Annotated in this window: 23 protein-coding genes; 8 read left to right on the top strand and 15 right to left on the bottom strand. The window is 71.5% G+C overall.

Features of this window, described 5'->3' with window-relative positions; all coding sequences use genetic code 11:
- Positions 1-98: 98 nt before the first annotated feature.
- Entirely contained in the window at positions 99-914 is an 816-nt protein-coding gene (locus ACFV2X_RS51180) for an IPT/TIG domain-containing protein (protein WP_385630154.1), read from the bottom strand.
- Positions 915-1,482: 568 nt separating this feature from the next.
- On the opposite strand from ACFV2X_RS51180, the gene ACFV2X_RS51175 reads away from it, so the two are divergent.
- Entirely contained in the window at positions 1,483-1,698 is a 216-nt protein-coding gene (locus ACFV2X_RS51175) for a hypothetical protein (protein WP_385630152.1), read from the top strand.
- Between the two features lie 7 nt (positions 1,699-1,705).
- Here ACFV2X_RS51175 and ACFV2X_RS51170 read toward each other — a convergent pair whose 3' ends face one another.
- Positions 1,706-2,341 (bottom strand): TetR/AcrR family transcriptional regulator, encoded by a 636-nt coding sequence (locus tag ACFV2X_RS51170; protein WP_385630175.1) that lies wholly within the window; start codon positions 2,339-2,341, stop codon positions 1,706-1,708.
- A 167-nt stretch (positions 2,342-2,508) separates the two neighbouring features.
- On the opposite strand from ACFV2X_RS51170, the gene ACFV2X_RS51165 reads away from it, so the two are divergent.
- Complete coding sequence (locus ACFV2X_RS51165; RefSeq protein ID WP_385630173.1) at positions 2,509-5,016, top strand: glycoside hydrolase family 3 protein; 2,508 nt, start codon at positions 2,509-2,511, stop codon at positions 5,014-5,016.
- 15 nt (positions 5,017-5,031) lie between these two features.
- Here ACFV2X_RS51165 and ACFV2X_RS51160 read toward each other — a convergent pair whose 3' ends face one another.
- Positions 5,032-6,006 carry an SGNH/GDSL hydrolase family protein gene (locus ACFV2X_RS51160; protein ID WP_385630151.1) on the bottom strand — a complete coding sequence of 325 codons (975 nt, stop codon included), beginning with the start codon at positions 6,004-6,006 and terminating at the stop codon, positions 5,032-5,034.
- Positions 6,007-6,334: 328 nt separating this feature from the next.
- Here ACFV2X_RS51160 and ACFV2X_RS51155 point away from each other — a divergent pair, with 328 nt between their 5' ends.
- Positions 6,335-6,829 carry a DUF3145 domain-containing protein gene (locus ACFV2X_RS51155; RefSeq protein ID WP_014180019.1) on the top strand — a complete coding sequence of 165 codons (495 nt, stop codon included), beginning with the start codon at positions 6,335-6,337 and terminating at the stop codon, positions 6,827-6,829.
- 57 nt (positions 6,830-6,886) lie between these two features.
- A complete protein-coding gene (locus ACFV2X_RS51150) occupies positions 6,887-7,786 on the top strand; it encodes an NAD(P)-dependent oxidoreductase (protein ID WP_385630148.1) in 900 nt (299 codons plus the stop codon).
- A 122-nt stretch (positions 7,787-7,908) separates the two neighbouring features.
- Here the strand turns inward: ACFV2X_RS51150 and ACFV2X_RS51145 are convergent, their stop codons facing one another.
- From ACFV2X_RS51145 to ACFV2X_RS51125, 5 genes are all read right to left on the bottom strand, one after another.
- Complete coding sequence (locus tag ACFV2X_RS51145) at positions 7,909-9,195, bottom strand: beta-ketoacyl-[acyl-carrier-protein] synthase family protein (RefSeq protein WP_385630147.1); 1,287 nt, start codon at positions 9,193-9,195, stop codon at positions 7,909-7,911.
- Between the two features lie 70 nt (positions 9,196-9,265).
- Entirely contained in the window at positions 9,266-9,514 is a 249-nt protein-coding gene (locus ACFV2X_RS51140) for an acyl carrier protein (RefSeq protein WP_065958912.1), read from the bottom strand.
- Between the two features lie 74 nt (positions 9,515-9,588).
- On the bottom strand, positions 9,589-10,599 hold the full coding sequence (locus ACFV2X_RS51135; RefSeq protein WP_089506490.1) for a ketoacyl-ACP synthase III: 1,011 nt from the start codon (positions 10,597-10,599) through the stop codon (positions 9,589-9,591).
- 13 nt (positions 10,600-10,612) lie between these two features.
- Positions 10,613-11,572 (bottom strand): ACP S-malonyltransferase, encoded by a 960-nt coding sequence (locus tag ACFV2X_RS51130; RefSeq protein WP_385630143.1) that lies wholly within the window; start codon positions 11,570-11,572, stop codon positions 10,613-10,615.
- An 89-nt stretch (positions 11,573-11,661) separates the two neighbouring features.
- The gene (locus ACFV2X_RS51125) at positions 11,662-12,846 is read right to left on the bottom strand and encodes a CdaR family transcriptional regulator (RefSeq protein WP_089506488.1); all 1,185 of its coding nucleotides are present in this window, start codon (positions 12,844-12,846) and stop codon (positions 11,662-11,664) included.
- A 60-nt stretch (positions 12,847-12,906) separates the two neighbouring features.
- Between ACFV2X_RS51125 and ACFV2X_RS51120 the strand changes: the two genes are divergently transcribed.
- Positions 12,907-13,596: a pirin family protein gene (locus tag ACFV2X_RS51120; RefSeq protein WP_385630171.1), complete on the top strand. Its 690-nt coding sequence runs from the start codon at positions 12,907-12,909 to the stop codon at positions 13,594-13,596.
- Positions 13,597-13,650: 54 nt separating this feature from the next.
- Here the strand turns inward: ACFV2X_RS51120 and ACFV2X_RS51115 are convergent, their stop codons facing one another.
- Complete coding sequence (locus tag ACFV2X_RS51115; RefSeq protein ID WP_385630140.1) at positions 13,651-14,466, bottom strand: serine hydrolase domain-containing protein; 816 nt, start codon at positions 14,464-14,466, stop codon at positions 13,651-13,653.
- 163 nt (positions 14,467-14,629) lie between these two features.
- Between ACFV2X_RS51115 and ACFV2X_RS51110 the strand changes: the two genes are divergently transcribed.
- On the top strand, positions 14,630-15,082 hold the full coding sequence (locus ACFV2X_RS51110) for a MerR family transcriptional regulator (RefSeq protein WP_385630138.1): 453 nt from the start codon (positions 14,630-14,632) through the stop codon (positions 15,080-15,082).
- Between the two features lie 180 nt (positions 15,083-15,262).
- Positions 15,263-16,198 carry a DUF5829 family protein gene (locus ACFV2X_RS51105; protein ID WP_385630136.1) on the top strand — a complete coding sequence of 312 codons (936 nt, stop codon included), beginning with the start codon at positions 15,263-15,265 and terminating at the stop codon, positions 16,196-16,198.
- Between the two features lie 79 nt (positions 16,199-16,277).
- Here the strand turns inward: ACFV2X_RS51105 and ACFV2X_RS51100 are convergent, their stop codons facing one another.
- The 6 genes from ACFV2X_RS51100 to ACFV2X_RS51075 form a co-directional block, all read right to left on the bottom strand.
- On the bottom strand, positions 16,278-17,483 hold the full coding sequence (locus tag ACFV2X_RS51100; protein ID WP_385630134.1) for an alpha/beta hydrolase: 1,206 nt from the start codon (positions 17,481-17,483) through the stop codon (positions 16,278-16,280).
- A gap of 140 nt (positions 17,484-17,623) precedes the next feature.
- A complete protein-coding gene (locus tag ACFV2X_RS51095; RefSeq protein WP_385630132.1) occupies positions 17,624-18,298 on the bottom strand; it encodes a response regulator in 675 nt (224 codons plus the stop codon).
- Positions 18,295-19,797, bottom strand: a complete 1,503-nt coding sequence (locus tag ACFV2X_RS51090) for a sensor histidine kinase (RefSeq protein ID WP_385630129.1) — start codon at positions 19,795-19,797, stop codon at positions 18,295-18,297. The genes ACFV2X_RS51095 and ACFV2X_RS51090 overlap by 4 nt, the downstream gene beginning before the upstream one ends.
- 101 nt (positions 19,798-19,898) lie before the next feature.
- Positions 19,899-20,906: a DUF4429 domain-containing protein gene (locus tag ACFV2X_RS51085; RefSeq protein ID WP_385630126.1), complete on the bottom strand. Its 1,008-nt coding sequence runs from the start codon at positions 20,904-20,906 to the stop codon at positions 19,899-19,901.
- A 200-nt stretch (positions 20,907-21,106) separates the two neighbouring features.
- Positions 21,107-22,363, bottom strand: a complete 1,257-nt coding sequence (locus ACFV2X_RS51080; protein WP_385630123.1) for an alpha/beta hydrolase — start codon at positions 22,361-22,363, stop codon at positions 21,107-21,109.
- A gap of 110 nt (positions 22,364-22,473) precedes the next feature.
- Positions 22,474-23,127 carry a TetR family transcriptional regulator gene (locus ACFV2X_RS51075; protein WP_385630121.1) on the bottom strand — a complete coding sequence of 218 codons (654 nt, stop codon included), beginning with the start codon at positions 23,125-23,127 and terminating at the stop codon, positions 22,474-22,476.
- A 118-nt stretch (positions 23,128-23,245) separates the two neighbouring features.
- On the opposite strand from ACFV2X_RS51075, the gene ACFV2X_RS51070 reads away from it, so the two are divergent.
- On the top strand, positions 23,246-24,847 hold the full coding sequence (locus ACFV2X_RS51070) for an MFS transporter (RefSeq protein ID WP_385630119.1): 1,602 nt from the start codon (positions 23,246-23,248) through the stop codon (positions 24,845-24,847).
- The last annotated feature ends 26 nt before the right edge of the window (positions 24,848-24,873 follow it).

The raw sequence follows: 24,873 nt of genomic DNA, 5'->3' as shown, positions 1-24,873 counted from the left end.
GGCCAGGGCACGGCGGTGCGGTGCCGCCCTGCGCCCTGCGGAACGGACGCGGGGCGGCTGTGCGATGGGGTCGTCCGTCCCTGGCGGCGGCCGGTGGATCAGGCCGTGACAGCGAAGGCGAGGGCGGCGTTGCCCTGGCCGCCCGGGGTGGTGACCCGGACGTCGTACGTGGTGCCCACCAGGAGACTGTTGGGGACGGTGGCGGTGATCTGGGTGTTGGAGACCTGATCGAAGTCCGCCGGGACGACGGTGGTTCCGGTGATGAACGCGACCTCGGTGGCACCGACCAGACAGGTGCCGTCGATGGTGACGCCCGTGCCGACCGGCCCCGACCCGGGTCCCACAGTGGGGGTGCCGGGGGCGTCGTAGAAGGTGTACTGGCTGCTGCTGCCCGACGGGGTGCTGGTGCCGCCGGCGGAGGTGACCACGACGCTCACCGTGTCGGTGCAGCCGGCGATCGGAGTGGTGTGCGCGGGAGTGGTCACCGTGAGTTGGGTGTCCGATGTGGGCGGGAACGTTCCGGTCGCCGGGCCGACGCCGGTGAAGGTGACGCCGGTCGCGGTCAGGAAGCCGCTACCGCTCAGCGTGACCGATGTGGCGCCGGCCGGTCCCTGGTTGTTGGTCACGGTGTTGCAGACCGGCTGGGCGATGTAGAAGAAGGGCGCCGAGTTGCTGGTGGTGCTTCCCACGGTCACGCTGACGGGCACCTGTCCGGAGCACAGCACCGGTATGGAGGTGACGGTGATCACGGTGCCCGTGCCGTTCACGGTGAAGCCGCTGGTGATGGACTTCGCTCCGAAGTTCACCTTGGTGGCGCCCGTGAAGCCGGAGCCGTTGATGGTGAGAGTATCCCCGCCTTTGCCCTGGTTGGTACCGGTGGCGGTGTCCACCAGGGGGGGTGTGATGGTTGGCATGGCTTTCTCCTTGGGGGTGTGTTGCTCTCCGGCGAGTTCGAAAGAGCAGGGCGGTGTTTCACGACCGCTCGGGGATCCAGCCGTGCGGCTGGGATGCGGATTCGCGGAGGGGCGGCAGAGTTGCGGACCGCTCGGGATCCGGGGTCGCCGAGGCCGGGGCTATGCCGGCGCAACCGGTTGCGGCGACTTGGCGCGATGACCTGTTGCCTCGAGGCCGGCGCCCGGGGAAGCAGTCGTCGATGTGAAGCGAATCAGCGGCGGTACCAGACCGGGCTGTCAATCTCGCTTGAATTGAGTAAAGCAGTCGGGTGATACGCGCGACAGGTGTAATTGGAGCACTTCGGAGTTGATACGAAAACCTGCTTAAGAGCCTTCACGGGCCTGTTGTGTGCCGGAAGTGTTTCACTCCCGCTCTTCTCCCCCCGACTCCACCCGTCGCTCATGGAGTTGGCCGAATGGTGAGGCGGGGTGCCCTACGAGCAGCGGGGTCTTGTCCGGGTGCGCCGAACTCCCGCACGAACAGCATGGTCGTGGTGCGCAGCGCTTCCGCCGCCCAGAGCCCCTATCGGTGCACCGCCCGCAGCCCAAGTGCAGGTGGATTCCCGCCACCAACACCGGCGGCGCCGTGGACGGCGCCGACTTGGTGCGGGTTCTCGACCGGCTGTCCTGGGTGACCGCCATCACGGCGGTGACGCCCGGGGGCACCGGGGCGGTGACGGTGACCGTGACCGGGCCCGGCGATCAGCGGCAGCTACCCTCGGCACGGCCATTGGAGGGCTGGTGACGGGGCGTCAGTCGCGCGGCGGTGCCGGCTGCCCCAGCAGGGCGAGGAAGGACCGGAAGGCGGCCGGCATGTCCACCGCCTCCGGGTCGTGCAGCCACTGGTACTGAAGCCCGTCCATCACCGCGACCAGCAGCGGCGCGGCCTCCTCGGGCCGCAGGCCCCCGGGCAGCCGGTCGCCGAACTCGCCGCGCAGGGTGGCCGCCATATCGGCGCGCACCCGCTCGTAGCGCCGGGTGAAGAACTCACGGGCCGGGTGGTCGTCGGTGACGCTCTCGCCGAGCAGGGCGGAGAAGGTCTGCACGATCCCCGGCCGCATGGCGTTGTACTCCACCAGTGAGGCGAGCAGATCCAGCGGCCAGGCGGTGGACTCGTCGCGCCGCCCGGTGCCGGTGTCCCACTGGTCGCGCTCGGCGAGCACCGCGACGAGCAGGGCCTCCTTGGTGGGGAAGTAGTGCAGCAGACCCTGCTGGGTCAGGCCGACGCGCTCGGCGACCGCGCCCAGGGTGGCGCCCCGGTAGCCGCGCTCGGCGATCACTTCGAGCGCACAGCGGACGATCTCGGCGCGCCGCTCCTCGCCGCGCGCCCCGCGTCTGGCGCCGCCGCCCCCGGCCCCGCCCCCTCCCTTCCGTGTCCGCTCGGCCATCGCCGTCCCGCCTTCCCGCTCGCCGCCCGAGGCATTCGCCGCCTGGGGCATTCAAACAGAATAACGAAACGGTAACTATGCCTACCTGGCTACAGGTTATCGCGGGCGGGCCGGTCCACCATGGCCTGGACCGACCGCAGCGATCAGGAGGTTCCGCCGTGACGGCAGTGGAGAACGCGCTGGGCAAGCTCGATCTGGACACCAAGGCGCGGCTGCTCTCCGGCCAGGACATGTGGTCGCTGCCCGCCGTCCCCGAGATCGGGCTGCGGTCGCTGGTGATGTCGGACGGCCCGATCGGCGTGCGCGGGGTGCACTGGAGCGCCGACGACCCGTCCATCGCCCTGCCCAGCCCCACCGCCCTGGCCGCCACCTGGGACCCGGAACTCGCCCGCCGGGCGGGCCATCTGCTCGCCCAGGAGGCGCGCCGCAAGGGTGTGCACGTATTGCTGGCGCCGACCGTCAATCTGCACCGCTCACCGCTGGGCGGCCGCCATTTCGAGGCGTACAGCGAGGACCCGTACCTCACCGGCGAGATCGGCACCGGATACGTCACCGGCGTCCAGGAGGGCGGGGTCGGCACGACCGTCAAGCACTTCGTCGCCAACGACGCCGAGACCGAGCGCTTCACCGTCGACAACCGGGTCGGCGCGCGGGCGCTGCGCGAGCTGTATCTCGCCCCCTTCGAAGCCATCGTCAAGAACGCCCGCCCCTGGGGCGTGATGGCCGCCTACAACGGCGTCAACGGCTCGACGATGACCGAGCACCGTGAACTCCAGCAGGGGGTGCTGCGCGGCGAGTGGGGGTTCGACGGCTTCATCGTCTCCGACTGGCTGGCCGCCCGCGACACCGTACGGGACCTGCTCGGCGGGCTCGACGTCGCCATGCCGGGCCCGCGCACCGTCTACGGCGAGGCGCTGGCCGCCGCCGTACGGGCCGGAGAGGTCCCCGAGGCCGACGTGGACGAGGCGGTGCGCCGGGTGCTGACCCTCGCCGCCCGCGTCGGAGCCCTGAAGGGCGTGGAGGGTGCTGCCGGGGCGGCCCCGGCCGTGGCCGCCGCCGACCGGCCCGAGGCTGTGGACGGCGCGGCGCTGGCCCGCGAGATCGCCCGGCGCTCCTTCGTCCTGCTGCGCAACGAGCCCGCCACAGCCTCGCCAGGCCGCCCGGCCCTGCCACTCGACCCCGCCCGCCTGACGGGCGTCGCGCTGCTCGGCGCGGCGGCCCGCGACGCCCGGGTGCTCGGCGGCGGCTCCGCCCAGGTCTTCCCCGAGCGCGTCGTCTCGCCGCTGGAGGGGCTGCGCGCCGCCCTGCCCGAGGGCGCCCTGACCTACGCCGTCGGCGCCGACCCCACCGATGAACTCGCCCCGGCCGCCCAGGGGTTCGAGCTGCGCGCCGTCGTGCGCGCCGAGGACGGGCGGACGCTGGGGGAGTCGCGGCTGCCGAACGGGGAGGTGCGCTGGATCGGCGACTTCCCGGACGGGGTGACGTACGGTGAACTGCACACCGTCGAGATCACCGGCACCCTCACCCCGCGCGAATCCGGCCGCCACACCTTCGGCACCCGGGGCCTGGGCGCGTTCCGGCTGACCGTCGACGACGAGGTGCTGTACGACGGGGTGCAGGACATGGAGGACGCGCGCGACCCCTTCGAGGCGTTCTTCGGCGTGCCCAAGCCGCGCGCGACCGCCGAACTGACGGCCGGTCGGCCCGTACGGATCAGCCTCACCTGCGAGGTTGTCAGGCTCGACGAGGCCGTCGCCCCGCTGCAGGCCGTGTCCCTGAGCCTGATGCACCGCGCCCCCGAGCGCGACGCCGACGAGCTGATCGAGGAGGCCGTGGCGGCAGCGGCGGCGGCCGACGTCGCCGTGGTGGTGGTCGCCACCACCGAGCGCGTCGAGAGCGAGGGCTTCGACCGCTCCGACCTGCGGCTGCCGGGCCGTCAGGACGAGCTGGTACAGCGCGTGGCCGCGACCGGCACCCGCACCGTCGTGGTCGTCAACTCCGGCTCGCCGGTGGAGATGCCATGGCGCGAGGACGTCGCCGCGGTGCTGCTGAGCTGGTTCCCGGGCCAGGACGCGGGCCTCGCGCTCGCGGACGTCCTGCTCGGCGCCGAGGAGCCCGGCGGGCGGCTGCCCACCACCTGGCCGGCCCGGCTCGCCGACGCCCCGGTGAGCCGGGTCCGGCCGACGGACGGCCGGCTGAGTTACGACGAGGGGGTGTTCATCGGGTACCGCGCCTGGGAGCGGCGCGCGGCACAGCGGCCGGAGGACGCCCCGGCCCCCGCGTACTGGTTCGGCCACGGCCTCGGGTACACCGAATGGGCCTATGAGTCGGCCGAGTTCACCCCGGCGGCGGAGCCGGGCGGCGACGACCTGGGCACCCTCACCGTCGAGGTCCGCAACACCGGGGCGAGGGCGGGCCGGGAGGTGGTCCAGGTCTATCTCGAGGTGCCCGAGGGCGACGGCGAGGAGCGCCCGGTGCGCCGCCTCGCGGGGTTCGCCTCCGTGGCCGCCGATCCGGGCGGCAGGGCGCGGGCGGCCATCACGCTTCCGGGCCGGGCCGCGGAGATCTGGGACGAGTCCGCACACGCCTGGCGGCTGATCCCCGGCGCGTACGCCGCCCAGACGGGCCGCAGCCTGGCCGACCGCCGACTGTCCGTGCGGGTGACGGTGGCCTGAGCCCGGACGGTCTCTTCAGGGCGCGGTAATGCGGCGGTAGGCCATCGCCGCAAGCTGCTGCTGGCCCTCCTTGCTCGGGTGGAACCAGTCCCACTTGCTCAACTCGTCCGTCGAAAACCGGTAGTTGTGCACCGCGTCGTCGTACCGGCACAGCGCGTCCCGTGAGCAGACGGACTTCAGCACCGCGTTGTACTCGTCCACCCGGTCCTCCACCCGGCGGCGCCGCTCCTCCGCCGCCGGGTCGGTGGCGTCGGCGTCCTTGAGCATCGACGGGCAGATGCCCAGCTTCCAGATCTGCCGCCCCAGCACGTTCTTGCGCCCCTCGGACCACAGCCGCTTCAGGTCCGGCACGCTGGCCACGTACATCTGCGTCTTGGGCAGGTCGTGGCGCAGCGTCTTGAGCGCGGCGCTGAAGTCGGCCCGGAAGTCGGCCGTCGTGGTCATGTCGTCGACCGAGGAGCGGCAGGCGTCATTGGCGCCGATCAGGACGGTCACCAGCTGGGGCTTCCGGGTGACCGCCGACTGGAGCTGGCCGGACAGGTCGGCCATCACCGCGCCCGTCTTGGCGTAGTTCCAGGTGCGGGTGGCGGAGCGGGAGGTGGTGGGCAGCAGCCGGCGGGCGAGGCTGTTCACCTCCGTCCCGGTGGACCAGGACACCTCGGGGCAGTCGGACAGCACGGAGCAGGCGTCGAAGCCGCGGGTGATGGAGTCGCCGAGGGAGGCGATGGAGTCGGGCTTGGTGTTCCACAGGACGCTGGGCTTGGCGGCGGGGCGTTTGCCGCCGCGGGAGCCACCGGGGTGTGAGGCGTCGTCGGAGTCGCCGAGGCAGCCGCCGGACGCCAGCACGGCGGCCGTGGTGAGCAGCGCCACACTGGTGCGTGCGGCGGTGGTGCGCGCCACAGTGGTGCGCGCGGCGGTGGTGGCGGTGGTCGTGGACGCGAACCGTGCCCCCGGAAATGTCCGGCGCCGGCGTGCTGTACTGCCCCGCATGGCTGTTCCCCCTCCGACTCTTGGGTGATTCTGTCCAGGACCGACGGTACGTCACTCCTCCGGGTGCACCGCGCGGTAGCTTTTTCCCGTGCCAGTTGAGCTCCGCCCCTGGCGGGAGCGGGAGCGTTCCGGTACGGGCAAGTTACCTGGCGTCACATCGTGTCCGTTTTCAGAAGAATTCTGCCCGAAAAATTTCACTGCAGGTAACCTCGGGGCTGGTGCGAGGGTGATCATTAGGGCAGAATGTCTAGTGCTGTCCCGGCCACCACCGGTACGGACACGAGGCCGCTGGGGAAGGCGTACCTCGAGAACCGCACAGGAGGCCCAGGTGACGACACGTGGAGTTCTGTACGTACACTCCGCTCCGCGCGCGCTGTGCCCGCACGTCGAATGGGCCATCGCGGGCGTACTCGGCGTGCGCGTCACCCTCGACTGGATCAAGCAGCCCGCCGCGTCCGGCACTTGGCGCGCCGAGTTCTCCTGGCAGGGCGAGGTCGGGACCGCCTCCAAACTGGCCTCCGCACTCCGCGGCTGGCATCTGCTGCGCTTCGAGGTGACCGCGGAGCCGTGCGCCACGGCCGAGGGCGAGCGCTACAGCTCCACCCCCGACCTCGGCATCTTCCACGCCGTCACCGGAATGCACGGCGACATCCTGATCCCCGAGGACCGGCTGCGCGCCGCGCTCGCGCGGGCGGCGCGCGGGGAGAGCGATCTGCAGGCCGAGGTCGCCAAGCTGCTCGGCCAGCCCTGGGACGACGAGCTGGAACCTTTCCGCTACGCGGGGGAGGGCGCCCCCGTCCGCTGGCTCCACCAGGTGGTCTGAGCCCGGCAGCCGGGTCCGGTTTGACCTGGAGCCCGCTCCAAGATCTAGCGTTCTGGTATGACCGAAAACCTCCCCACGCCCCGTCCCGCACGATCCGTCGCGGTCCTCGGCACCGGCATCATGGGCTTCCCGATGGCCCGTAACCTCGCCGGAGCCGGACTCGAGGTCCGCGCCTGGAACCGCACCCGCGCCAAGGCCGAGCCGCTGGCCGCCCACGGCGTGCGGGTCACCGACACCCCCGCCGAGGCCGTGGACGGTGCCGACGCCGTGCTGACGATGCTGTACGACGGGCCCGCCGCCCTCGACGCGATGCGGCAGGCCGCCACCGCGCTGCGCCCCGGGATGGTGTGGGCCCAGTCCACCACCGCCGGTCTCGGCGCGCTGGACGCCCTCGCCGCGTTCGCCCGGGAGAGCGGGCTGGTCTTCGTCGACGCGCCCGTCCTGGGCACCAAGCAGCCCGCCGAGAGCGGACAGCTGCTGGTGCTGGCCGCCGGCCCGGAGCCGGCCCGTGCGGTCCTGGCCCCAGTCTTCGACGGGGTCGGCGGCCGGACCCTGTGGGTGGGCGAGCGCGGCGAGGAGGGCGCGGCCAGCCGGCTCAAGCTGGTGGCCAACAGCTGGGTGCTGGCCGTCACCAACGGCACCGCCGAGGCCCTGGCCCTCGCCAAGGGGCTCGGCGTGGACCCGCGCGCCTTCCTGGACGCAGTCGCGGGCGGGCCGCTGGACATGGGTTATCTGAAGGCCAAGGCGGAACTGTTGCTCACCGGCCGTCTGGAGGCCAGCTTCGCGACCAGGACCGCCGAGAAGGACGCCCGGCTGATCGTCGAGGCGGGCGAGCGCGCGGGGGTGCGGCTCGACGTGGCTGCCGCGGGCGCGGAGCGGTTCCGGCGGGCCACCGAACGGGGCCACGGCGACGAGGACATGGTGGCCTCGTACTTCGCCAGCTTCGACGAAGACTGAGAAGACCGCTGAGCCGGACCGGGCGCCCGGTGTCCGGGCATGCGCAAGGCCCGTACGGCCACTCACCGAGGAGTGGCCGTACGGGCCTTGGTGTCGCAGGGGGCTCGGACCGTACGGAAGGCTCAGACCGAACGGAAGGCCAGCACCACGTTGTGACCGCCGAAGCCGAACGAGTCGTTCAGCGCCGCGATGGTGCCCGCGGGCAGGGGGCGCGGCTCGCCGCGCACGATGTCCCCGTCCGCCTCCGGGTCGAGGCTGTCCAGGTTGATGGTCGGCGGGGCCAGCCGGTGGTGCAGGGCCAGCACCGTGGCGACGGTCTCCACGCCGCCCGCGCCGCCGAGCAGATGGCCGGTCATCGACTTGGTGGCGGAGATCGCCATGTGGTCGACGTCGTGGCCGAAGACCTTGCGCAGCGCCTTGAGCTCCGCGACATCGCCCTGCGGGGTCGAGGTCGCATGCGCGTTGACATGCGCGATCTCGGCCGGCTTGAGCTCGGTGGCGTGCACCAGGTTCTGCAGCGCGTGTGCGATGCCGCTGCCGGACGGCTCCGGCTGGGTGATGTGGTGCGCGTCGGCCGAGATGCCCTGGCCGACGGCCTCGGCGTAGACCCGCGCGCCGCGCCGGGCGGCGTGGTCGGCCGACTCCAGGACGACGATGCCCGCGCCCTCGCCCATCACAAAGCCGTTGCGGGCGGTGTCGAACGGACGCGAGGCGCCCTGCGGGTCCTCGTTGTTCTTCGACATCGCCATCATGTTGCCGAAGGCGACGATGGGCAGCGGGTGGATGGACGCCTCGGTGCCGCCCGCGACGACCACATCGGCGCGGCCGGTGCGGATCATCTCGATGGCGTAGCCGATGGCCTCCGCGCCCGACGCACACGCGCTGACCGGGGTGTGCACCCCGGCGCGGGCGCCGACCTCCAGGCCGACGTTGGCCGCCGGGCTGTTGGGCATCAGCATCGGCACGGTGTGCGGGGACACCTTGCGGACGCCCTTCTCGCGCAACACGTCGTACTGGTCGAGGAGGGTGGTCACACCGCCGATACCGGAGGCCACCACCGCGCCCAGCCGGTCGGGGTCGACCGGAAGGCCCGCCGCGGCAGCGGCTGATGTCTCCGCGCCCGCCCTGGCGGTGAAACCGGCGTCCGCCCAGGCCTCACGGGCCGCGATCAGCGCGAACTGCGCCGAGCGGTCGAGCTTACGGGCCTGCGGCCGCGGGATGATGGTGCCCGGCTCCACCGCGATGCGCGCGGCGATACGGACCGGCAGGTCGGCCGCCCAGTCCTCCTCGAGGAGGCGGACGCCGGACCGCCCGGCGAGCAGTCCTTCCCAGGTGGAAGCGGCGTCGCCACCCAGCGGCGTCGTGGCACCAACACCGGTGACGACCACGGTGCGATTGGTCGAACTCACAGGATTTCCTACTTTACGTGGAGAGAAGGTGCTGGACCTGCCACCGCTCGGGTGGCGACAGCGCCCGGGCTCAGCCCTGGTGCTTGAGGATGTAGTCGGCGGCGTCGCCGACGGTCTTGAGGTTCTTGACGTCGTCGTCCGGGATCTTCACGTCGAAGCGCTCCTCGGCGGCGACGACGACCTCGACCATGGACAGCGAGTCGACGTCCAGGTCGTCCGTGAAGGACTTCTCCAGCAGGACGTCCTCGGTCGGGATACCGGCGATCTCGTTGACGATCTCGGCGAGACCCTCGACGATCTCTTCCTGAGTGGCGGCCATTGCGGCGCTCCTTCTTCGGGTGATTGCGGTGAGTGCGCAGCGTCCGACCTGTTCGGGGCTGCGTGGGATCTTGACTAAGGGAGGGTAACGACCGTCGCTGCGTACACGAGACCCGCCCCGAAGCCGATGACGAGCGCGGTGTCGCCGCTCTTCGCCTGCCCGGTCGCCAACAGCCGCTCCATGGCGAGCGGAATGGAGGCGGCCGAGGTGTTGCCGGTGGTCTCCACATCACGGGCGACCGTGACATGCTCCGGCAGCTCAAGGGTTTTGACCATCGAGTCGATGATCCGCATGTTGGCCTGGTGGGGGATGAAGACGTCGAGGTCCTGCGGGCTGACCCCGGCGTCGTCGAGGGCCTGCTTGGCTACCTTGGCCATCTCGAAGACCGCCCAGCGGAAGACCGCCTGGCCCTCCTGGGTGATCGCGGGGAAGCGTACCTCAGCGGCCTGCTGGTCGCGGTACACGTCCCACGGCAGCGTCTGCATGATGGTCTCGGACTTGTCGCCCTCGGAGCCCCAGACGGTCGGGCCCATCGCGGGCTCCTTGGACGGGCCGACGACCACGGCGCCCGCACCGTCGCCGAACAGGAAGGCCGTCGCGCGGTCCTCCAGATCGGTCAGGTCCGACAGCCGCTCCACGCCGATGACCAGGACGTACTCAGCGGTGCCATCGGTGACCATGCCCTTGGCGAGGGTCAGGCCATAGCCGAAGCCCGCGCAGCCCGCCGAGATGTCGAACGCGGCCGGCTTGCCCGTGCCCAGCAGATGGGCGATCTCGGTGGCCACCGCGGGGGTCTGCTTGAAGTGCGAGACGGTCGCGACGACCACGCCACCGATCTGCTCCGGCGTCAGGCCCGCCGCGGCGATGGCCTTGCCACCCGCCTCGACGGACATCGTGGCCACCGTCTCGTCCGGCCCGGCCCAGTGCCGCGTGGCGATCCCCGAGCGGCTGCGGATCCACTCGTCGGAGGAGTCGATGTGCTTGAGGATCTCCTCGTTGGGCACCACGCGGTGCGGACGGTAGCCGCCGACACCGAGGATGCGCGCGTACGGTGCGCCCTTGCTGGGCTTGATCTTCGCGGTCATGCTCTGGGAGCTCCTATTCGGCCGGGGTGCCGGCGACCGGAACAGCGTGCTCGGCGATCAGCGCACGGGCCGCCTCGAGGTCGTCGGGAGTCTTGAGGGCCAGCGTCTTGACGCCCGGCAGGGCGCGCTTGGCGATGCCGACGAGTGTGCCGCCCGGCGCCACCTCGATGATCGCGGTGGCACCCAGCTTCTGGAAGGTCTCCATGCACAGGTCCCAGCGGACCGGGTTGGACACCTGGGCGACCAGCCGCTGGGCGACCTCGGAGCCGGAGGTGACGACCTGTCCGTCCCGGTTGGAGACGTAGGGGAGACGCGAATCGGCGACGGGGGCGCCCTCCATCAGCGTCTCGAGCGCCGAGACCGCCGGGGCCATGTGGTCGGTGTGGAACGCGCCCGCCACCTTCAGCGGAACAACCCGGCGCACCCCCTCCGGCTTGTCCTCGGCCAGCGCGGCCAACTGCTCGGCGGTGCCGGCCGCCACGATCTGGCCGGCGCCGTTCACATTCGCCGGGGTCAGCCCGAGCTTGGTCAGATGGGCGACGACGTCGTCCTGCTCGCCGCCGAGCACCGCGGCCATACCGGTCTCGGCCTGCGCCGCGGCCTCCGCCATCGCGAGCCCACGGCGGCGGACCAGCACCATGGCGGCCTCGTCGGTCAGCACACCGGCGACCGCGGCCGCCGTGATCTCGCCGACGCTGTGCCCGGCGCTCGCGCCGAGCGAATCCCGGTAGTCCTCGGCGCCCTCGGAGAACAAGGCGTGGGCGGCGGCGAGTCCCGCGGCCACCAGCAGCGGCTGGGCGACGGCGGTGTCCCGGATCTCCTCCTCGTCGGCCTTGGTGCCGTAGTGGATCAGATCAAGTCCGGATACGGCGGACCACCACGTCAACCGTTCGGTGACGCCGGGGAGGTCGAGCCAGGGGGTCAGGAAGCCGGGCTTCTGGGCGCCCTGGCCGGGAGCGACGAGTACGAGCACCCTCACACTCTCTCTTGTGGTCGGTCTCGACCGCCCGTGAGGACAAGGACGAAGAACCGTTAGGGGAATTGTTGGACTCCGACAAAGACCTAGCCCTGGGGGTCCGCGTCGGCCAGACGCCCCAGGATCAGGGCTATGCGCAGAGTAAACGCCGACCGCACATCGGAAGGCGACCATCCGGTGACGTCGGTCACACGTCGTAGCCGGTAGCGCACGGTGTTCGGGTGGACGAAGAGCATGCGTGCCGCGCCTTCCAGACTGCTTGCCTGCTCCAGATATACGCTCAGAGTTTCCAGCAGGGCAGACCCCGCCTCCTCCAGTGGTCTGTAGATCTCCTCCACCAATTGGTCACGCGCCGCCGGGTCCGAGGCCATCGCGCGCTCCGGCAGCAGATCGTCCGCCAGCACCGGCCGCGGTGCGTCCGGCCAGGCGGTGCACGCCTTGAGCCCGGCCGCCGCGGCCGCCGCGGACTTGGTCGCGGCCAGCAGATCGGAGACCACCGGACCCGCCACCACCGGACCCGCTGCGAACGGCCCGATCAGCGCCTTTGCCGCCTGGAGCGGATTGTCCGAGCCGCCCGCGACCACCACCAGGCGGTCGCCGAGGACACCCGTGAGCACCTGCAGCTTGGCGTGCCGGGCGGCGCGCCGGATCGCCTCCACGGTGAGCTCGCTGTCCCCGTCGGGCGCGGTGCCCAGCACCACGCACACATGCTCCGGGGCGTTCCAGCCCAGGGCGGCGGCGCGGGACAGCGCCCCCTCGTCCGCCTCCCCCGACAGCACGGCGTTGACCACCAGCGACTCGAGCCGGGCGTCCCACGCGCCCCGGGCCTCGGCCGCCTGCGCGTACACCTGCGCGGTGGCGAAGGCGATCTCCCGCGCGTACACCAGCAGCGCCTCGCGCAGCACCGACTCGTCGCCGGGGGCCGCCACCTCGTCGATCGCGGACTCCATGACCTCGATCGTGGTGCGGACCATCTCGACGGTCTGCCGCAGCGTGATCGCCCGGGTCAGCTCGCGCGGCGCGGTGCCGAAGACATCGGTGCTGATGGCCTGCGGGGCCTCCGGATGCCGGAACCACTCGGTGAACGCCGCGATGCCCGCCTGGGCGACCAGCCCGATCCAGGACCGGTTCTCCGGCGGCATCGCGCGGTACCACGGCAGCTGCTCGTCCATGCGGGCGATGGCGCTCGCTGCGAGCTTCCCGGAGGACTTCTCCAGGCGGCGCAGGGTGGCGCTGTGCGGATGAGGGCTGTTCGCGGCTGGTTCTGGCACGAGGACAAGACTGCCTTATCGGATGACGAGGGTGGGGGCGTGGGTACTGTGGGCCGGGTGATGTGGGTACAGCGCGCCGGTGAACGGTACCGGGGTGGAGACGGGGCGGGCATCGAGACGCGCCACGCCTTTTCCTTTTCTGGGTATTACGACCCGGAAAATGTGCGATTTGGGTCACTCGTGGCCTGCAACGAGGAACGGCTGGCACCGGGCGCGGGCTTCGCCGAGCATCCGCACCGCGATGTGGAAATCGTCACCTGGGTGGTCGAGGGCGAGCTCACCCACGAGGACTCCACCGGAGGCCGCACCGTGGTGCGCCCCGGCGATGTACAGCGGCTCAGCGCGGGCGGCGGGGTGCGGCACAGCGAGCGCAACGAGGGTCCCGAGCCGCTGACCTTCGTCCAGCTGTGGCTGACCCCGGCACCCGGCTTCACCTCGGCGGACGCGGGCGCCGAGCCGGTGTACGAGGTGGTGCGCGGCCTGGCCGACTCCGCGCCGTACGCCCTGGAGCGGGCGGACGCCACGCTCAGCGTATGGCGGCCGCGGCCGTCCGCCGGGGAGCGCATCGAGCTGCCGGCCGGCCCTTACGTGTACGCGCATGTGGTGCGGGGGGAGATACGTCTCGCCGAGCAGACCCTGACGGCGGGGGACGCCGCGCGGATCACCGACGGGCGGGGGCTTTGGGCCCACGCCCCGAGCGGGGCGGAGCTGCTGGTGTGGGCGATGCGCGCGGAGCCGTCGTACGGCTGAGGGCCACTTGTTGTACGTGTTGTTCTACGTGGGTCAGGGTGGGTTGTGCGTGGGTCAGGCGCGCAGCTCGGCGAGGACCGCGTCGGTCAGTGCGGGCCAGACCTCGATCGCCCAGGGGCCGAAGGCGCGGTCAGTCAGCGCCACACAGGCCGCCCCCGCCTCCGGGTCCACCCACAGGAACGTACCGGACTGCCCGAAGTGTCCGAAAGTGCGGGGCGAGGACGTGGCGCCCGTCCAGTGCGGCGACTTGCCGTCGCGTATCTCGAAGCCGAGCCCCCAGTCGTTGGGCCGCTGGTGCCCATAGCCGGGCAGCACCCCGCCCAGACCGGGGAAGGCGACGGAGGTGGCCGCCGCCAGCGTCTCGCCGGCCAGCAGCCGCGGGGCCTGCAGCTCGGCCGCGAAGCGGACCAGGTCGGCGACGGTGGACACGCCGTCCTTGGCGGGGGAGCCGGGCAGATCGGTCGAGGCCATGCCCAGCGGCTCCAGTACGGCCTGGCGCAGATACTCGGCGAAGGGGATGTCCGTGGCCTTCGCGATGTGATCGCCCAGCACCTCGAACCCCGCGTTGGAGTACAGCCGGCGGGTGCCGGGCGCGGCGGCCGCGCGGTGCTCGTCGAAGGCGAGCCCGGAGGTGTGGGCGAGCAGATGGCGGACCGTGGCGCCCTCGGGCCCTGCCTGCTCGTCCAATTCGACCGCGCCCTCCTCGACGGCGACCAGCACGGCGTACGCGGCGAGCGGCTTGGTGACCGAGGCGAGGGGGAAGCGATGGTCGGCCGGGCCGTATGATCCGGCCACCGTGCCGTCCGCGCGCACGACGGCGGCGGCCGCCGTGGGGACGGGCCAGTTCTTGATCAACCGCAGGCTCTCCATGCCCCAGAGCCTAGTGCCGGGTGCCGTGTGCACTCATCGGGCCCAAGATTTCGCCAAAACTCCGCTTGCTTGGAGTGCACTCCAAGTCAATAGCGTTGAGGACGGTGTGAGGGCTTACGGGTCAGCGACCGGATCTACGACTGCGAGAGGGCGGCGAGGCAGCATGACCGTGTTGGAGAGCGTGCCGGTGAAGGTGCAGGCATGTGCGGGGGCGTCCACCCACCCCCGGCCCACCGGACAGGACCGCTACACGATCAGCGAGGTCGTCGCCCACACCGGGCTGTCGGCGCACACCCTGCGCTGGTACGAGCGGATAGGGCTGATGCCGCATGTGGACCGCACCCACACCGGCCAGCGCCGCTTCACCAACAAGGACCTCGACTGGCTCTCCCTCGTCGGCAAGCTCCGGCTGACCGGGATGCCGGTCGCGGACATGGTCCGCTACGCCGAGCTGGTGCGCGAGGGGGAGCACACCTTCGGCGAGCGCGAGGAGCTGCTGACCGCGCACCGGGAGAGCGTGCGGCAGCGGATCGCCGAGCTGCAGGACACGCTGCAGGTTCTCGACTTCAAGATCGATATCTACGCCGGTGCCCGCCGGGAGACGGAGCGGGTCTGAAAGCCATGAGCAATACATTTCCGGAACTCGCCGGAAAAGCATTGCAGAGTGGATATGGCCCCGGTGGTGCTTTTTGTCTTCCGAGTCCCGGTCTTGTCGCCGGTTCATTCATGGAATAACAAATACGCTTCCCTTTCCGATACCCACTTCACTAAGATCTGCACCATGTTTCTTCGTCGGATGTTAAGAGCAACCGTCGGCTTCGCTGTCGTCGCCGGTGTTGCTTTCACGGGGACCGTCGAGGCCGGCGCGCAGTCGGCGCGGACCGCCGAGAGCCAGAAGTCGGCCGCTGAGCAGGTGCTCTACTACAACCACTCCTACGGAGTCGTCGACCGCGAGACGGCCGACGCCGTGGAGAATTCGGACTTTCTGCGGAAGTTCGCCAATTTCGAGGTCCGCACCACGAGCAGTGGTGACCTCACCTGGAAGGGCCGTTACCTCTACGGCGGCCAGACCTACATCGAGCTGTTCGGGACCGGGGACCTGCCGGGCCAGGACGCCAACTTCGGCTCCAGCTCCGTCGCGTACTCGACCGAGCACGACGGCGACCTGGCGAAGGTGAGCCAGGGGCTGCGGGATCAGGGGTTCAACAAGCTGGACGAATTCCTCCAGTCGCGTAACTTCGGCGACGGCGTCCTGGTGCCGTGGTTCGACGGCGTCCAGTTCCCCGTCGCCGACTATCCCTATGACTCCTTCGGCTCGTGGGCGATGGAGTACCGGGAGGAGTACTTCGCCGACCCGCGCAGCAAGACCGGTCCGGCGAGCTACCCCGGTGACACCAGCCGTCAGCGCTACCTGCCGGACACCTACAAGGACCACCAGATGCGGGACCTGACCCGTATCCGCTTCGCCGTCACCGAACGCGACCTCAACACGCAGATGCCGCTGTTCAAGGCCGGCGGTCTTGACATCAAGCAGGTCCCGGGCGGCGTCCTCGTGAAGGACGGCCTGACCACGATTCAGTACGACGTGGTTCCGGCCGACAAGGTGGGTCTCAAGCAGATCCAGATGTCGCTCAACGCGTCGGTGAAGGATCGGCACGTGGAGCGGATCGGCAACTCCACCCTCGTCGTGGGCCCTGGCACCAGCGCTGTCTGGACCTTCGACAAGCCGTAACGCCACACGGCTGACGCCGTACGTCAACGCCGGCCTGGATCCGTCCAGGCCGGCGTTGCCGTATCCGCGCAAGGGCCCCTCACACCAGGCCGTGGCGGCAGTCGCCGCCGTGGTCCGCACTGTCCGCGCAGCTGACCGCCGCGTAGCGGCCGAGGGCGATCCGCGCGAAGTTGCGCAGTGACTCCGTGCCGGGGGCGAAGTAGCCCGTGTGGCCGTGGGCCCGGTCCGCGGAGACCACGCGGGCGCCGAAGGACTGGTCGGTCGGGTCCTCGCCGTGGCCCAGGCCCAGGAAGTCGAAGCCGGTCACCCGCCGGACCCAGTCGGAGCCGTCGCGCGCCGCCCAGACCCGGGCGGCCGGGCCGAGGTCCGCGGCGTCGTCGGCGCGAACGCCGGGGGAGCCGAACACCACCAGATCGGAGATCTCGGCACCGTCGAGACGGGAGGCGGTCAGCCCGCAGACGACCGAGCCGTAGCTGTGGCAGAAGACGGACGGCGGGGCCTGCGCGGCATCGCCGGCCGTCGCGGCCAGACCGGCGAGGAAGCGGTCGAGGCGGGGCACACCCGCCTTGGCGAGGCGGCCGGTGGCGGCGTCCGGGCCCAGGCCCAGCGGGGTGGTGTAGCCGACCCATACGACGGCGGCCGTACGGACCCCTGGCGCCTCCCGGCCCATCTGCGCGCGCAGCGACCTGGCCATGCCCGCCGCGGAGCCGTACGGGTGGTGGTCCGTACGGTCGAAGGTCGACAGGTCGGTGTCCGAACCGGGGACGAGAACCGCCGTGCGCTGCGCCGCCAACAGATCCCCGAACACCTCGGCCACCTGGCCACGGCCGCGCGGATCGAAGGCCAGGATCCGGCGGCCGGGGGCGAGGAGCCGGGTGTACCGGTCGATGAGCGGGCTCTTCGGGTCGGCGGCCCGCTCCCTGGCGCGCTCCGCCCGGATTGCGAGGGCGTTGGCGGTGTAGCGCAGCGCCACGGGCGCGCCGTCGAGATTGCCGACGACGCTGGGGTGACGCAGCACCAGGGTCCGCTGCTGGGACGCGGTGAGCCCGGTGAAGAAGCGCGCGATCTCGGCGGGCGAGGCGGTGGCCGGATCGGGCAGCAGGCCCGCGGCGCCGGGGACCGGCGAGTGGTCCGCGCGCCAGGCGGCCGTGCCGGGCGGCGGGCCGGTGACGGGCTGCTGCTCATGGGCCACGGTCCAGCCGACGGTGCCCGCCATGACGGTGACCATGAGCGCGGCGGTGATCAGGCTGCGGGCACGGTGCCTGCCGACCTGTGTATGCGACATGGTCGCGTCCCCCTCCGTTGTGCGGTGACGGGGGGAAACGTAGGAAGGCGGTGGGTGGCGAAGCGTCACACCTCGGAGCCAACTGCCGGGTCATACCTGGGTAGGGGGTGGTCCGGGGCGTCGTCGGATGGGATGCCGGGCTATTGACCGGGCGTCACCAGGCCCGACTCGTACGCGAAGATGACCGCCTGGGCGCGGTCGCGCAGCCCCAGCTTGGCCAGCACCCGCCCGATATGCGTCTTGACGGTCTGTTCGGCCAGCACCAGCGACTCCGCGATCTCCTGGTTGGAGAGACCACGGGCGATCAGCTCCAGCACCTCGGTCTCGCGCGGGGTGAGCCCGCTGCGCCGCGCCGCGAAGTTCTTGCGCGGCGCGGGGCGCTGCCGGGCGAAGTCGGCGATGAGGCGGCGGGTGACGGACGGGGCGAGCAGCGCCTCCCCGGCGGCCACGATCCGTACGGCCGAGATGAGATCGGCGGGTGGCGCGTCCTTGAGGAGAAAGCCGCTGGCGCCCGCGCGCAGCGCCTCGTACACATAGTCGTCGACGTCGAAGGTGGTGAGCATCAGCACCTTCGGGCGGTGGGTGACGCCGGGCGGCGGGTCGAGTATTCGCCGCGCCGCCTCCAGGCCGTCCATCTCGGGCATCCGGACGTCCATGAGCACGACGTCCGGGTGGGTGCTGCGGCTGACGTCGACCGCCTGCTTCCCGTCGGGGGCCTCGCCGACCACGTCGATGTCGCTCTGCGCGGCGAGCAGCGCGGCGAAGCCGGCGCGTACCATGGCCTGGTCGTCGACGATGATCACCCGGATGGTCATGGGGCGAGAGGGTACCTTTCCGCGCCGTCTGTGCTTTCTGTGTGTGCCGGGCCGTCGTGTGCCGGGCCGTCGTGCTCCGGGCTGTCGTCCGCTGAGCTGTCGTCCGTGTCGTTGGTGGACTCAGCCACCTCGACGAGCGGGAGCCGGGCCGCGAGCCGGAAGCCGCCGTCGGGCAGCGGGCCGGTGTCCAGGGTGCCGCCGACCAGACGGACGCGTTCGCGCATGCCGACCAGGCCATGGCCGGTGCCGGTGGTCTCCAGGGGCGGTCCCGGCGTGCCGCTCGCCGGGCCGTTGACGACCAGCACGGTCAGCCCCGTACGGTCCGCGGAGGCCAGGATCGACACGTTCGTCGGGGCGCCCGGAGCGTGCCGCACCACATTGGCCAGCGCCTCCTGCACGATCCGGTACGCCGACAGGTCCACCGCCTGCGGCAGTGTCCCGAGCGCGGCCACGTCCTTCGCGATCGACAGCGTGGTGGGTATCCCGGCCCGTACGGTCGCCTCGACCAGCTGTGGCACCCGGTCGAGCCCGGGCTGCGGCGCGCGCTCGCCGCGCGCGTCCTCGCTGCGCAACACGCCCAGCAGCCGCCGCATCTCGGCCAGGGACTCGCGGGCGGTGGCCGCGATGGTGCCGAACTCCCGCGCCGCCTCGGGCGGGAGGCCGCCGATCCGGTACGGGGCGCTGTCCGCCTGCACGGTGATCACCGACATATGGTGCGCCACCACGTCGTGCAGCTCGCGCGCGATCCGGGCGCGCTCCTCCAGCAGGGTGCGGCGGGCCCGCTCGGCCTCGCTGATCGTCTCCTGCTCGGCCAGCCGCCGCTGCGCGTCCCCGCGTTCCCGCAGCGCGCCGCCGACCAGCAGCACCACACCGCCGAGCACGAACGTCAGCACATTGGTGCCGTCGCTGTACCTCGCGCCGGGTATCCCCATGACCACACCCACGCCGCCGGTGACCAGCCAGACCGCGACCAGGGTGTGGCGGGGCTCGCGCAGCGCGAGGAAGAGGAGGAGGAAGAGATAGCCGATGATGTTGGGCGGCGTCCACGGCCAGCTGCGCTCGGGGAGGTCGGCGTAGCCCAACACCGCGAGCGAGCCGACGGTGTCGGCGATGAAGGCGATCCACCAGGCGGGCAGCGGGCGGGTGACGGCCAGCAGCAGCGGCCCGGCCTGGGCGGCGGCCAACACGGTGGCCAGGCCCCCGTTCAGGCCGTAGTCGTTGGTGAGGAGCTGGGCGGTGACGGGGAGCAGGATGATGGTGAGCAGGCCCGCGACCGCGTACGGCAGCCGCCGCAGCCAGCGCCTGGAAGAGCTGGCGAGCAGCGGGGTCGCGGGGTATGTGGGCGTCACGAGCGCCCGCGTGAGGGAGGTGGTGTGCCGCCGGGTGGCCGACAGCAGGCTCTCGTGCGCGGCGGACGGCACGGCGGCGGACGGCACGGCGGTGGACGCCCCTGACGCCCCGCGGTCGGGCGGCGTCTGGGCTTGCGGCGGCTGGGACATGGCGGCTTACAGCGTAGGGGTGACGGCGCGCCCGGACGTCATACCCCGGTATGGGCTTGCCCTCAGGCGCCCCCAGGTGCCCCCGAGGTGCCCTCAGGCCGTCAGAGCTCCGCCAGCAGTTCGGCCTTCTTCGAGCTGAACTCGTCGTCCGTCAGCAGTCCCGCCGTATGCAGTTCGCCGAGGTGGCGAATGCGGTCCGCGATATCGGCCGGGTCGCGCCGCCCTGGCTGGGCCGCCGAGCGGGCGCGGCCCGCGGAAGGGTCCGGGGTGGAGCTCCGTACGGCCTCCAGCACCGCCGCGGCGAACGGCAGCGACTCGTGGACCAGGCCGTAGCCCAGGCCGAAGACCACCGCGGCGGGGTCGTGGTCGGGCCGCGTCACGGTTCCGGCGCTCCCCGCGCCCGCCGAACCGGATGCGACCACGCCCGCACCCGCCCGCGCACGCGCCCCGCCCATGCCGTTGGCCGAGCCGTCCGCGCCGCCGCGCCCGCCTTCCGCGCCGTGCTCCAGCAGCCGCAGGTAGCCGCTGCGCCCCTGTTTGGGGGAGCCGCCGGCGCCCCCCTTGGACTCCGGTGAGCGCCATTCGACGCCTGACAGCTCGTCGATCCGGAAGCGCTGGTCCCCGGCCTTCCACTTGGCCGAGGAGGCACCGGTCCAAAACCAGCGGAACGAGACTGCCTTGCCGTCGAAGGAAGCCTTGCCGTCGTACGCCTTGAACGACAGCGGCGGCGTGGGCGCGGCGACCAGATAGGACTCGGCGGCGGTGGCGGCCGCGGGGCCGAGGGCGGTGCGGATCTCCTCGGCGTAGTACTCGGCGAGCGATCCGCGCTCGGCGGGCAGCACCAGGCGGTACGGGTCGCCCCCGTCCTTGAGCTGGCCGTCGGCGGCGTCCATCAGGGGGTCGGCGCCGGGTCTGGGCACGGCGCGCAGCACTATCGTCCCCCGTTTGCCGGGGGTGACCTCCACCGCGGACAGCGCCTCGTAGGGGATGCGACGCTCGCCGAGCGCCTGCAGCAGCTTCGGCGTACGAATCCCCCGTTCGAAGCGGATGAGCACGGAGTCGGTATCGAACTCCCAGACGGTCTGAAAACCGGCCAGCACATCACCCATGCGGCTCATCGTATGCGGCGGGGGCCCGCCCGTCCCCCCTCGGAGGTTACGCGCGTCAAATCAATTTGCGCCGTCAGCTAATTTTCAGCCGTCAGCTCAGGTTCCCACTGTCAGCTCAGGGCCGACGGCAGGGGGCGGATGGGGCAAATCGGGCTGCCGGACGGGGCAGCTCGGGCTGTCCGACGGGGCAGGTGCGGCCGTCAGCTCAGACCGGAGCGGCAGGTGTCGTCGTCCGCGCAGCGGACGGACTGGACCGAGCCGATCCCCACCCGGGCGAAGTTCTCCAGGCTGGTGGTGCCCGGCTCGAAGTACCCGGCGTGCCCTTGTGCCCCGTCGGCGGACAGGACGCGGGCTCCGAAGTCGGAGGAGACCGGGTCCGCGCCGTGGCCGAGCCCGCCGACCTCCACATGCGGGATGTCCTGGATCCAGTCGCCGGAGTCGCGCATCGCCCAGACCCGGGCGCTGGTGCCCAGATCGGAGGCGTGGTCGGCGCGCATACCGGGACTGCCGGCGACGGCGATATCGGTGACCTTGGGCGCCAGGTCGCGGGCGGCCACCCCGCACACCACCGAACCGTAGCTGTGGCACATCAGCGAGACGCGGGTGAGCGCGGGCAGGCCGTTGACCAGCGCGCGCAGTCGCAGGGCGCCCTCGGCGGCGAGCTTGCCGGTGGCGGCGTCCATGCCGACGCCGCTGGGCGAGGTGTAGTCGGCCCAGGCGATGACGGCGTTGTTGCCGTTCGGGTCGAGGGCCCGCTCGGCGTCGTGGAGGGCGCGGGCCATGCCGTCCACCGCCGTGTAGCCGCGCCTGTCCTTCTGGAAGCTCAGGATGTTGGTGTCCACACCGGGCACCACGACCGAGACGCGGCCGGCGTGTTCCAGGTCGCCGAAGACCTCGGCGGCCCGCCCGGAGCCGGTGGGGTCGAAGGCGAGGATCTGCCGGTGGCCGCTCAGCAGCTCCTCGTAGCGCTCCATCCGGCGCCCGGCGTTCTGCCGGCCGAGCGGGGTGAGCGCGCTGTCGTGCATCCGCTTGCGCTCGATGTTCCGGGCCCGGACGAGGGCGATCCGGTTGGCGTGGTAGCGCAGCTCCACCGGCGCGCCGTTCATATTGCCGAGCACCAGCGGGTAGCGGCGGGCCAGGTGCTCGCGCTGGGCGGCGGTGAGCGAGTCCAGGAAGCGGGCCAGGCGGCGCGGCGGGCCGGACGGGTCGGGGAGGGCCCGGCCGCCCGGTACGCCTCCCCCGGCTACCGCTGGGCGGTGCCCCCTGGCGACTGCGGGGAGGTGTCCCTTACGCCAGGCGGCCAGCTCCACGGCCAGCGACCCCGCGGGCCCTCTCTGCTGCCGCATGGCGGTCCAGCCGGTGGTGGCGAGCAGGACGAACACCACCGCCAGGGCGAGCAGCGCACGCCAGGCGGTGGAGCCGGGGGAGGGGGAGCCGAGCTCAGAGAAGGAAGTCACCGCGGGACACCCTAGGAGACGGGTGGCGGTGGCTGCCAAATGCCGTGACGCTTCTCACGTTTGAAGGGGATTTCGCCGGAGGCTTTTCATTGTATTTGTCTGATTTGGGATTATCTGTCCCATCGCTCGGCCAGCGCCGCCCCGACATGCTCGAGGTGGAAGGCGGTCAGGTCCCGCAGTGACTCCATGCTGGTGCCCTGGCGCTCGCCCCACAGTCGGCCCGCCACCCGGATCACCCCGCCGAACGCCGCGACCACCAGGCGTGGCCGCGGATCCGCGTCGACGTCAAGGCCCTCGCGGCGGGCGATCTCCCGGGCCAGCCGCTCCTCCAGCTCGGCGGTGCGGCGCAGATGTACGGCCAGCAGGGCGGGGGTCGACTCGATCACGCAGTACATGCGCATATGGAGGTCCTGGGGGACCAGCTGTGTGACGGCCTCGCCGATGGTGTCCCAGGCGCCGAGGACGGCGCCGTGCAGGGCGGCGAGCGGGGCCTCGTCGGCGGGGCGGTCGACCAGGGCAGCGAAGAAGTGGGACTCCGCCACATCCTGGGTGGCGAAGGCGACTTCCTCCTTGTTGGCGAAGTACCGGAAGAAGGTGCGCTGGGAGACGTCGACCGCGTCCGCGATCTCGTCGACCGTCGTGTGGTCGTATCCGTTCCGGGTGAACAGCTCAAGGGCCGAGTGCACCAGGGCGGCTCGTGTGCGTTGCTTCTTGCGTTCCCGAAGTCCCGCTGGTGGCGGGGCCACCGCCTGGTCCGTTGTCACCTGTTGGAGCTCTCTTTCTGGCGCGTTCGGGCCGCTCACCATACCTGTGGGAAAGCTGACAGTTACCGAATCGTGAACTTGTTTGTCAATTGTCAGCGACTGACACTAGCCTCCCCACATGACGTCTGAGACCACCGTCGCCCACGCGGCGCCGGAACCTCCCATACCCGATCCCGCGAAGGGACTGCGGGGCCACCCATGGCTGACGCTGCTGACCGTCGCCATCGGCGTGACGATGGTCGCCCTCGACGGCACGATCGTCGCGATCGCCAACCCCGCCATCGCCGAAGACCTGAACGCCTCGCTCGCCGACGCCCAATGGATCACCAACGGCTATCTGCTCGCCCTCGCCGTCTCGCTGATCACGGCCGGCAAGCTCGGTGACCGCTTCGGCCACCGCCAGACCTTCCTGATCGGGGTCGTCGGCTTCGCCGCCTCCTCGGCCGCCATCGCCCTGTCCGGCAGCGTGACCCTGCTGGTCGCCTTCCGCGTACTCCAGGGCCTGTTCGGCGCCCTGCTGATGCCCGCCGCGCTCGGCCTGCTGCGCGCCACCTTCCCGGCCGAGAAGCTCAATATGGCCATCGGCATCTGGGGCATGGTCATCGGGGCGTCCACCGCGGGCGGACCGATCATCGGCGGTCTGCTCGTCGAGCACGTCAACTGGCAGTCCGTCTTCTACATCAACGTCCCCGTCGGTGTCCTGGCCCTCGTCTTCGGGCTGGCCATCCTCAAGGACCACCGCGCCGAGAACGCGCCCAAGTCCTTTGACATCCCCGGTATCGCGCTGCTGTCCGGCGCGATGTTCTGCCTGATCTGGGCGGTGATCAAGTCCGGCGAATGGCAGTGGGGCGACTCCCGGACGCTGCTGTTCCTCGGGATCTCCGTCGTCTGCTTCGCGGCCTTCGCGTTCTGGGAGACCAGGACCAGCGAGCCGCTGCTGCCGCTGCGCATGTTCCGCTCCGTTCCGCTGTCCGCCGGCACCGTGCTGATGGTGCTGATGGCCTTCGGGTTCATGGGCGGGATCTTCTTCGTCACCTTCTATCTGCAGAACGTGCACGGCATGAGCCCCGTCGACAGCGGACTGCACCTGCTGCCGCTGACCGCCATGATGATCGTCGCCTCGCCGCTGGCCGGGCTGCTGATCACCAAGCTCGGGCCGCGGATCCCGCTGGTGGCCGCGATGCTGGTCACCTCCGTGTCGATGTTCGGCGCGTCCACCCTCGACGTGGACTCCTCCACCGGCGAGATGTCCCTGTGGTTCGGCCTCCTCGGCCTCGGCCTCGCCCCCGTGATGGTCGGTGCCACCGAGGTCATCGTCGGCAACGCGCCGATCGAGCTCTCCGGCGTCGCCGGCGGCCTCCAGCAGGCATCCATGCAGGTCGGCGGCAGTATCGGTACGGCCGCGCTCGGCGCGGTCATGGCCGCCAAGGTCGACGACGACCTGCCCGGCGCCTGGCAGCGCGCCGGGCTCCCGCCGATGTCCGCGGAGCAATTGGACGGGGCGTCCAAGGCGGTCGAGGTCGGCAAGGCCCCGCTCACCCCGGACACGCCGCCGGAGCTGGTCGGCAAGATCACCGGCGTGGCGCATGACACCTTCGTGTCGGGGATGGGCGTCGCCTTCACCGTCGCGGGCGTCGTCTCGCTCCTGGCGGCCGCGGTGGCGGCGTTCACCAAGCGCGGTGACAACGCGGAGGCGGGCGCGGGAGCGGCACACATCTGACGGGTGTCCGGCGGGTGCCCGGCGAG

The sequence above is a fragment of the Streptomyces sp. NPDC059679 genome, assembly GCF_042734105.1.
In the GTDB taxonomy this organism is placed as follows: domain Bacteria; phylum Actinomycetota; class Actinomycetes; order Streptomycetales; family Streptomycetaceae; genus Streptomyces.
This window is presented reverse-complemented; position numbering and strand designations above follow the sequence as displayed.

Bases quoted from the DNA above. Each gene is read 5' to 3' on its own strand.
- ACFV2X_RS51180 (WP_385630154.1), bottom strand. From the start codon at position 914: ATGCCAACCATCACACCCCCCCTGGTGGACACCGCCACCGGTACCAAC.
- ACFV2X_RS51170 (WP_385630175.1), bottom strand. From the start codon at position 2,341: ATGGCCGAGCGGACACGGAAGGGAGGGGGCGGGGCCGGGGGCGGCGGC.
- ACFV2X_RS51160 (WP_385630151.1), bottom strand. From the start codon at position 6,006: ATGCGGGGCAGTACAGCACGCCGGCGCCGGACATTTCCGGGGGCACGG.
- ACFV2X_RS51150 (WP_385630148.1), top strand. From the start codon at position 6,887: ATGACCGAAAACCTCCCCACGCCCCGTCCCGCACGATCCGTCGCGGTC.
- ACFV2X_RS51140 (WP_065958912.1), bottom strand. From the start codon at position 9,514: ATGGCCGCCACTCAGGAAGAGATCGTCGAGGGTCTCGCCGAGATCGTC.
- ACFV2X_RS51135 (WP_089506490.1), bottom strand. From the start codon at position 10,599: ATGACCGCGAAGATCAAGCCCAGCAAGGGCGCACCGTACGCGCGCATC.
- ACFV2X_RS51120 (WP_385630171.1), top strand. From the start codon at position 12,907: ATGTGGGTACAGCGCGCCGGTGAACGGTACCGGGGTGGAGACGGGGCG.
- ACFV2X_RS51115 (WP_385630140.1), bottom strand. From the start codon at position 14,466: ATGGAGAGCCTGCGGTTGATCAAGAACTGGCCCGTCCCCACGGCGGCC.
- ACFV2X_RS51110 (WP_385630138.1), top strand. From the start codon at position 14,630: ATGACCGTGTTGGAGAGCGTGCCGGTGAAGGTGCAGGCATGTGCGGGG.
- ACFV2X_RS51105 (WP_385630136.1), top strand. From the start codon at position 15,263: ATGTTAAGAGCAACCGTCGGCTTCGCTGTCGTCGCCGGTGTTGCTTTC.
- ACFV2X_RS51100 (WP_385630134.1), bottom strand. From the start codon at position 17,483: ATGTCGCATACACAGGTCGGCAGGCACCGTGCCCGCAGCCTGATCACC.
- ACFV2X_RS51095 (WP_385630132.1), bottom strand. From the start codon at position 18,298: ATGACCATCCGGGTGATCATCGTCGACGACCAGGCCATGGTACGCGCC.
- ACFV2X_RS51090 (WP_385630129.1), bottom strand. From the start codon at position 19,797: ATGTCCCAGCCGCCGCAAGCCCAGACGCCGCCCGACCGCGGGGCGTCA.
- ACFV2X_RS51085 (WP_385630126.1), bottom strand. From the start codon at position 20,906: ATGGGTGATGTGCTGGCCGGTTTTCAGACCGTCTGGGAGTTCGATACC.
- ACFV2X_RS51070 (WP_385630119.1), top strand. From the start codon at position 23,246: ATGACGTCTGAGACCACCGTCGCCCACGCGGCGCCGGAACCTCCCATA.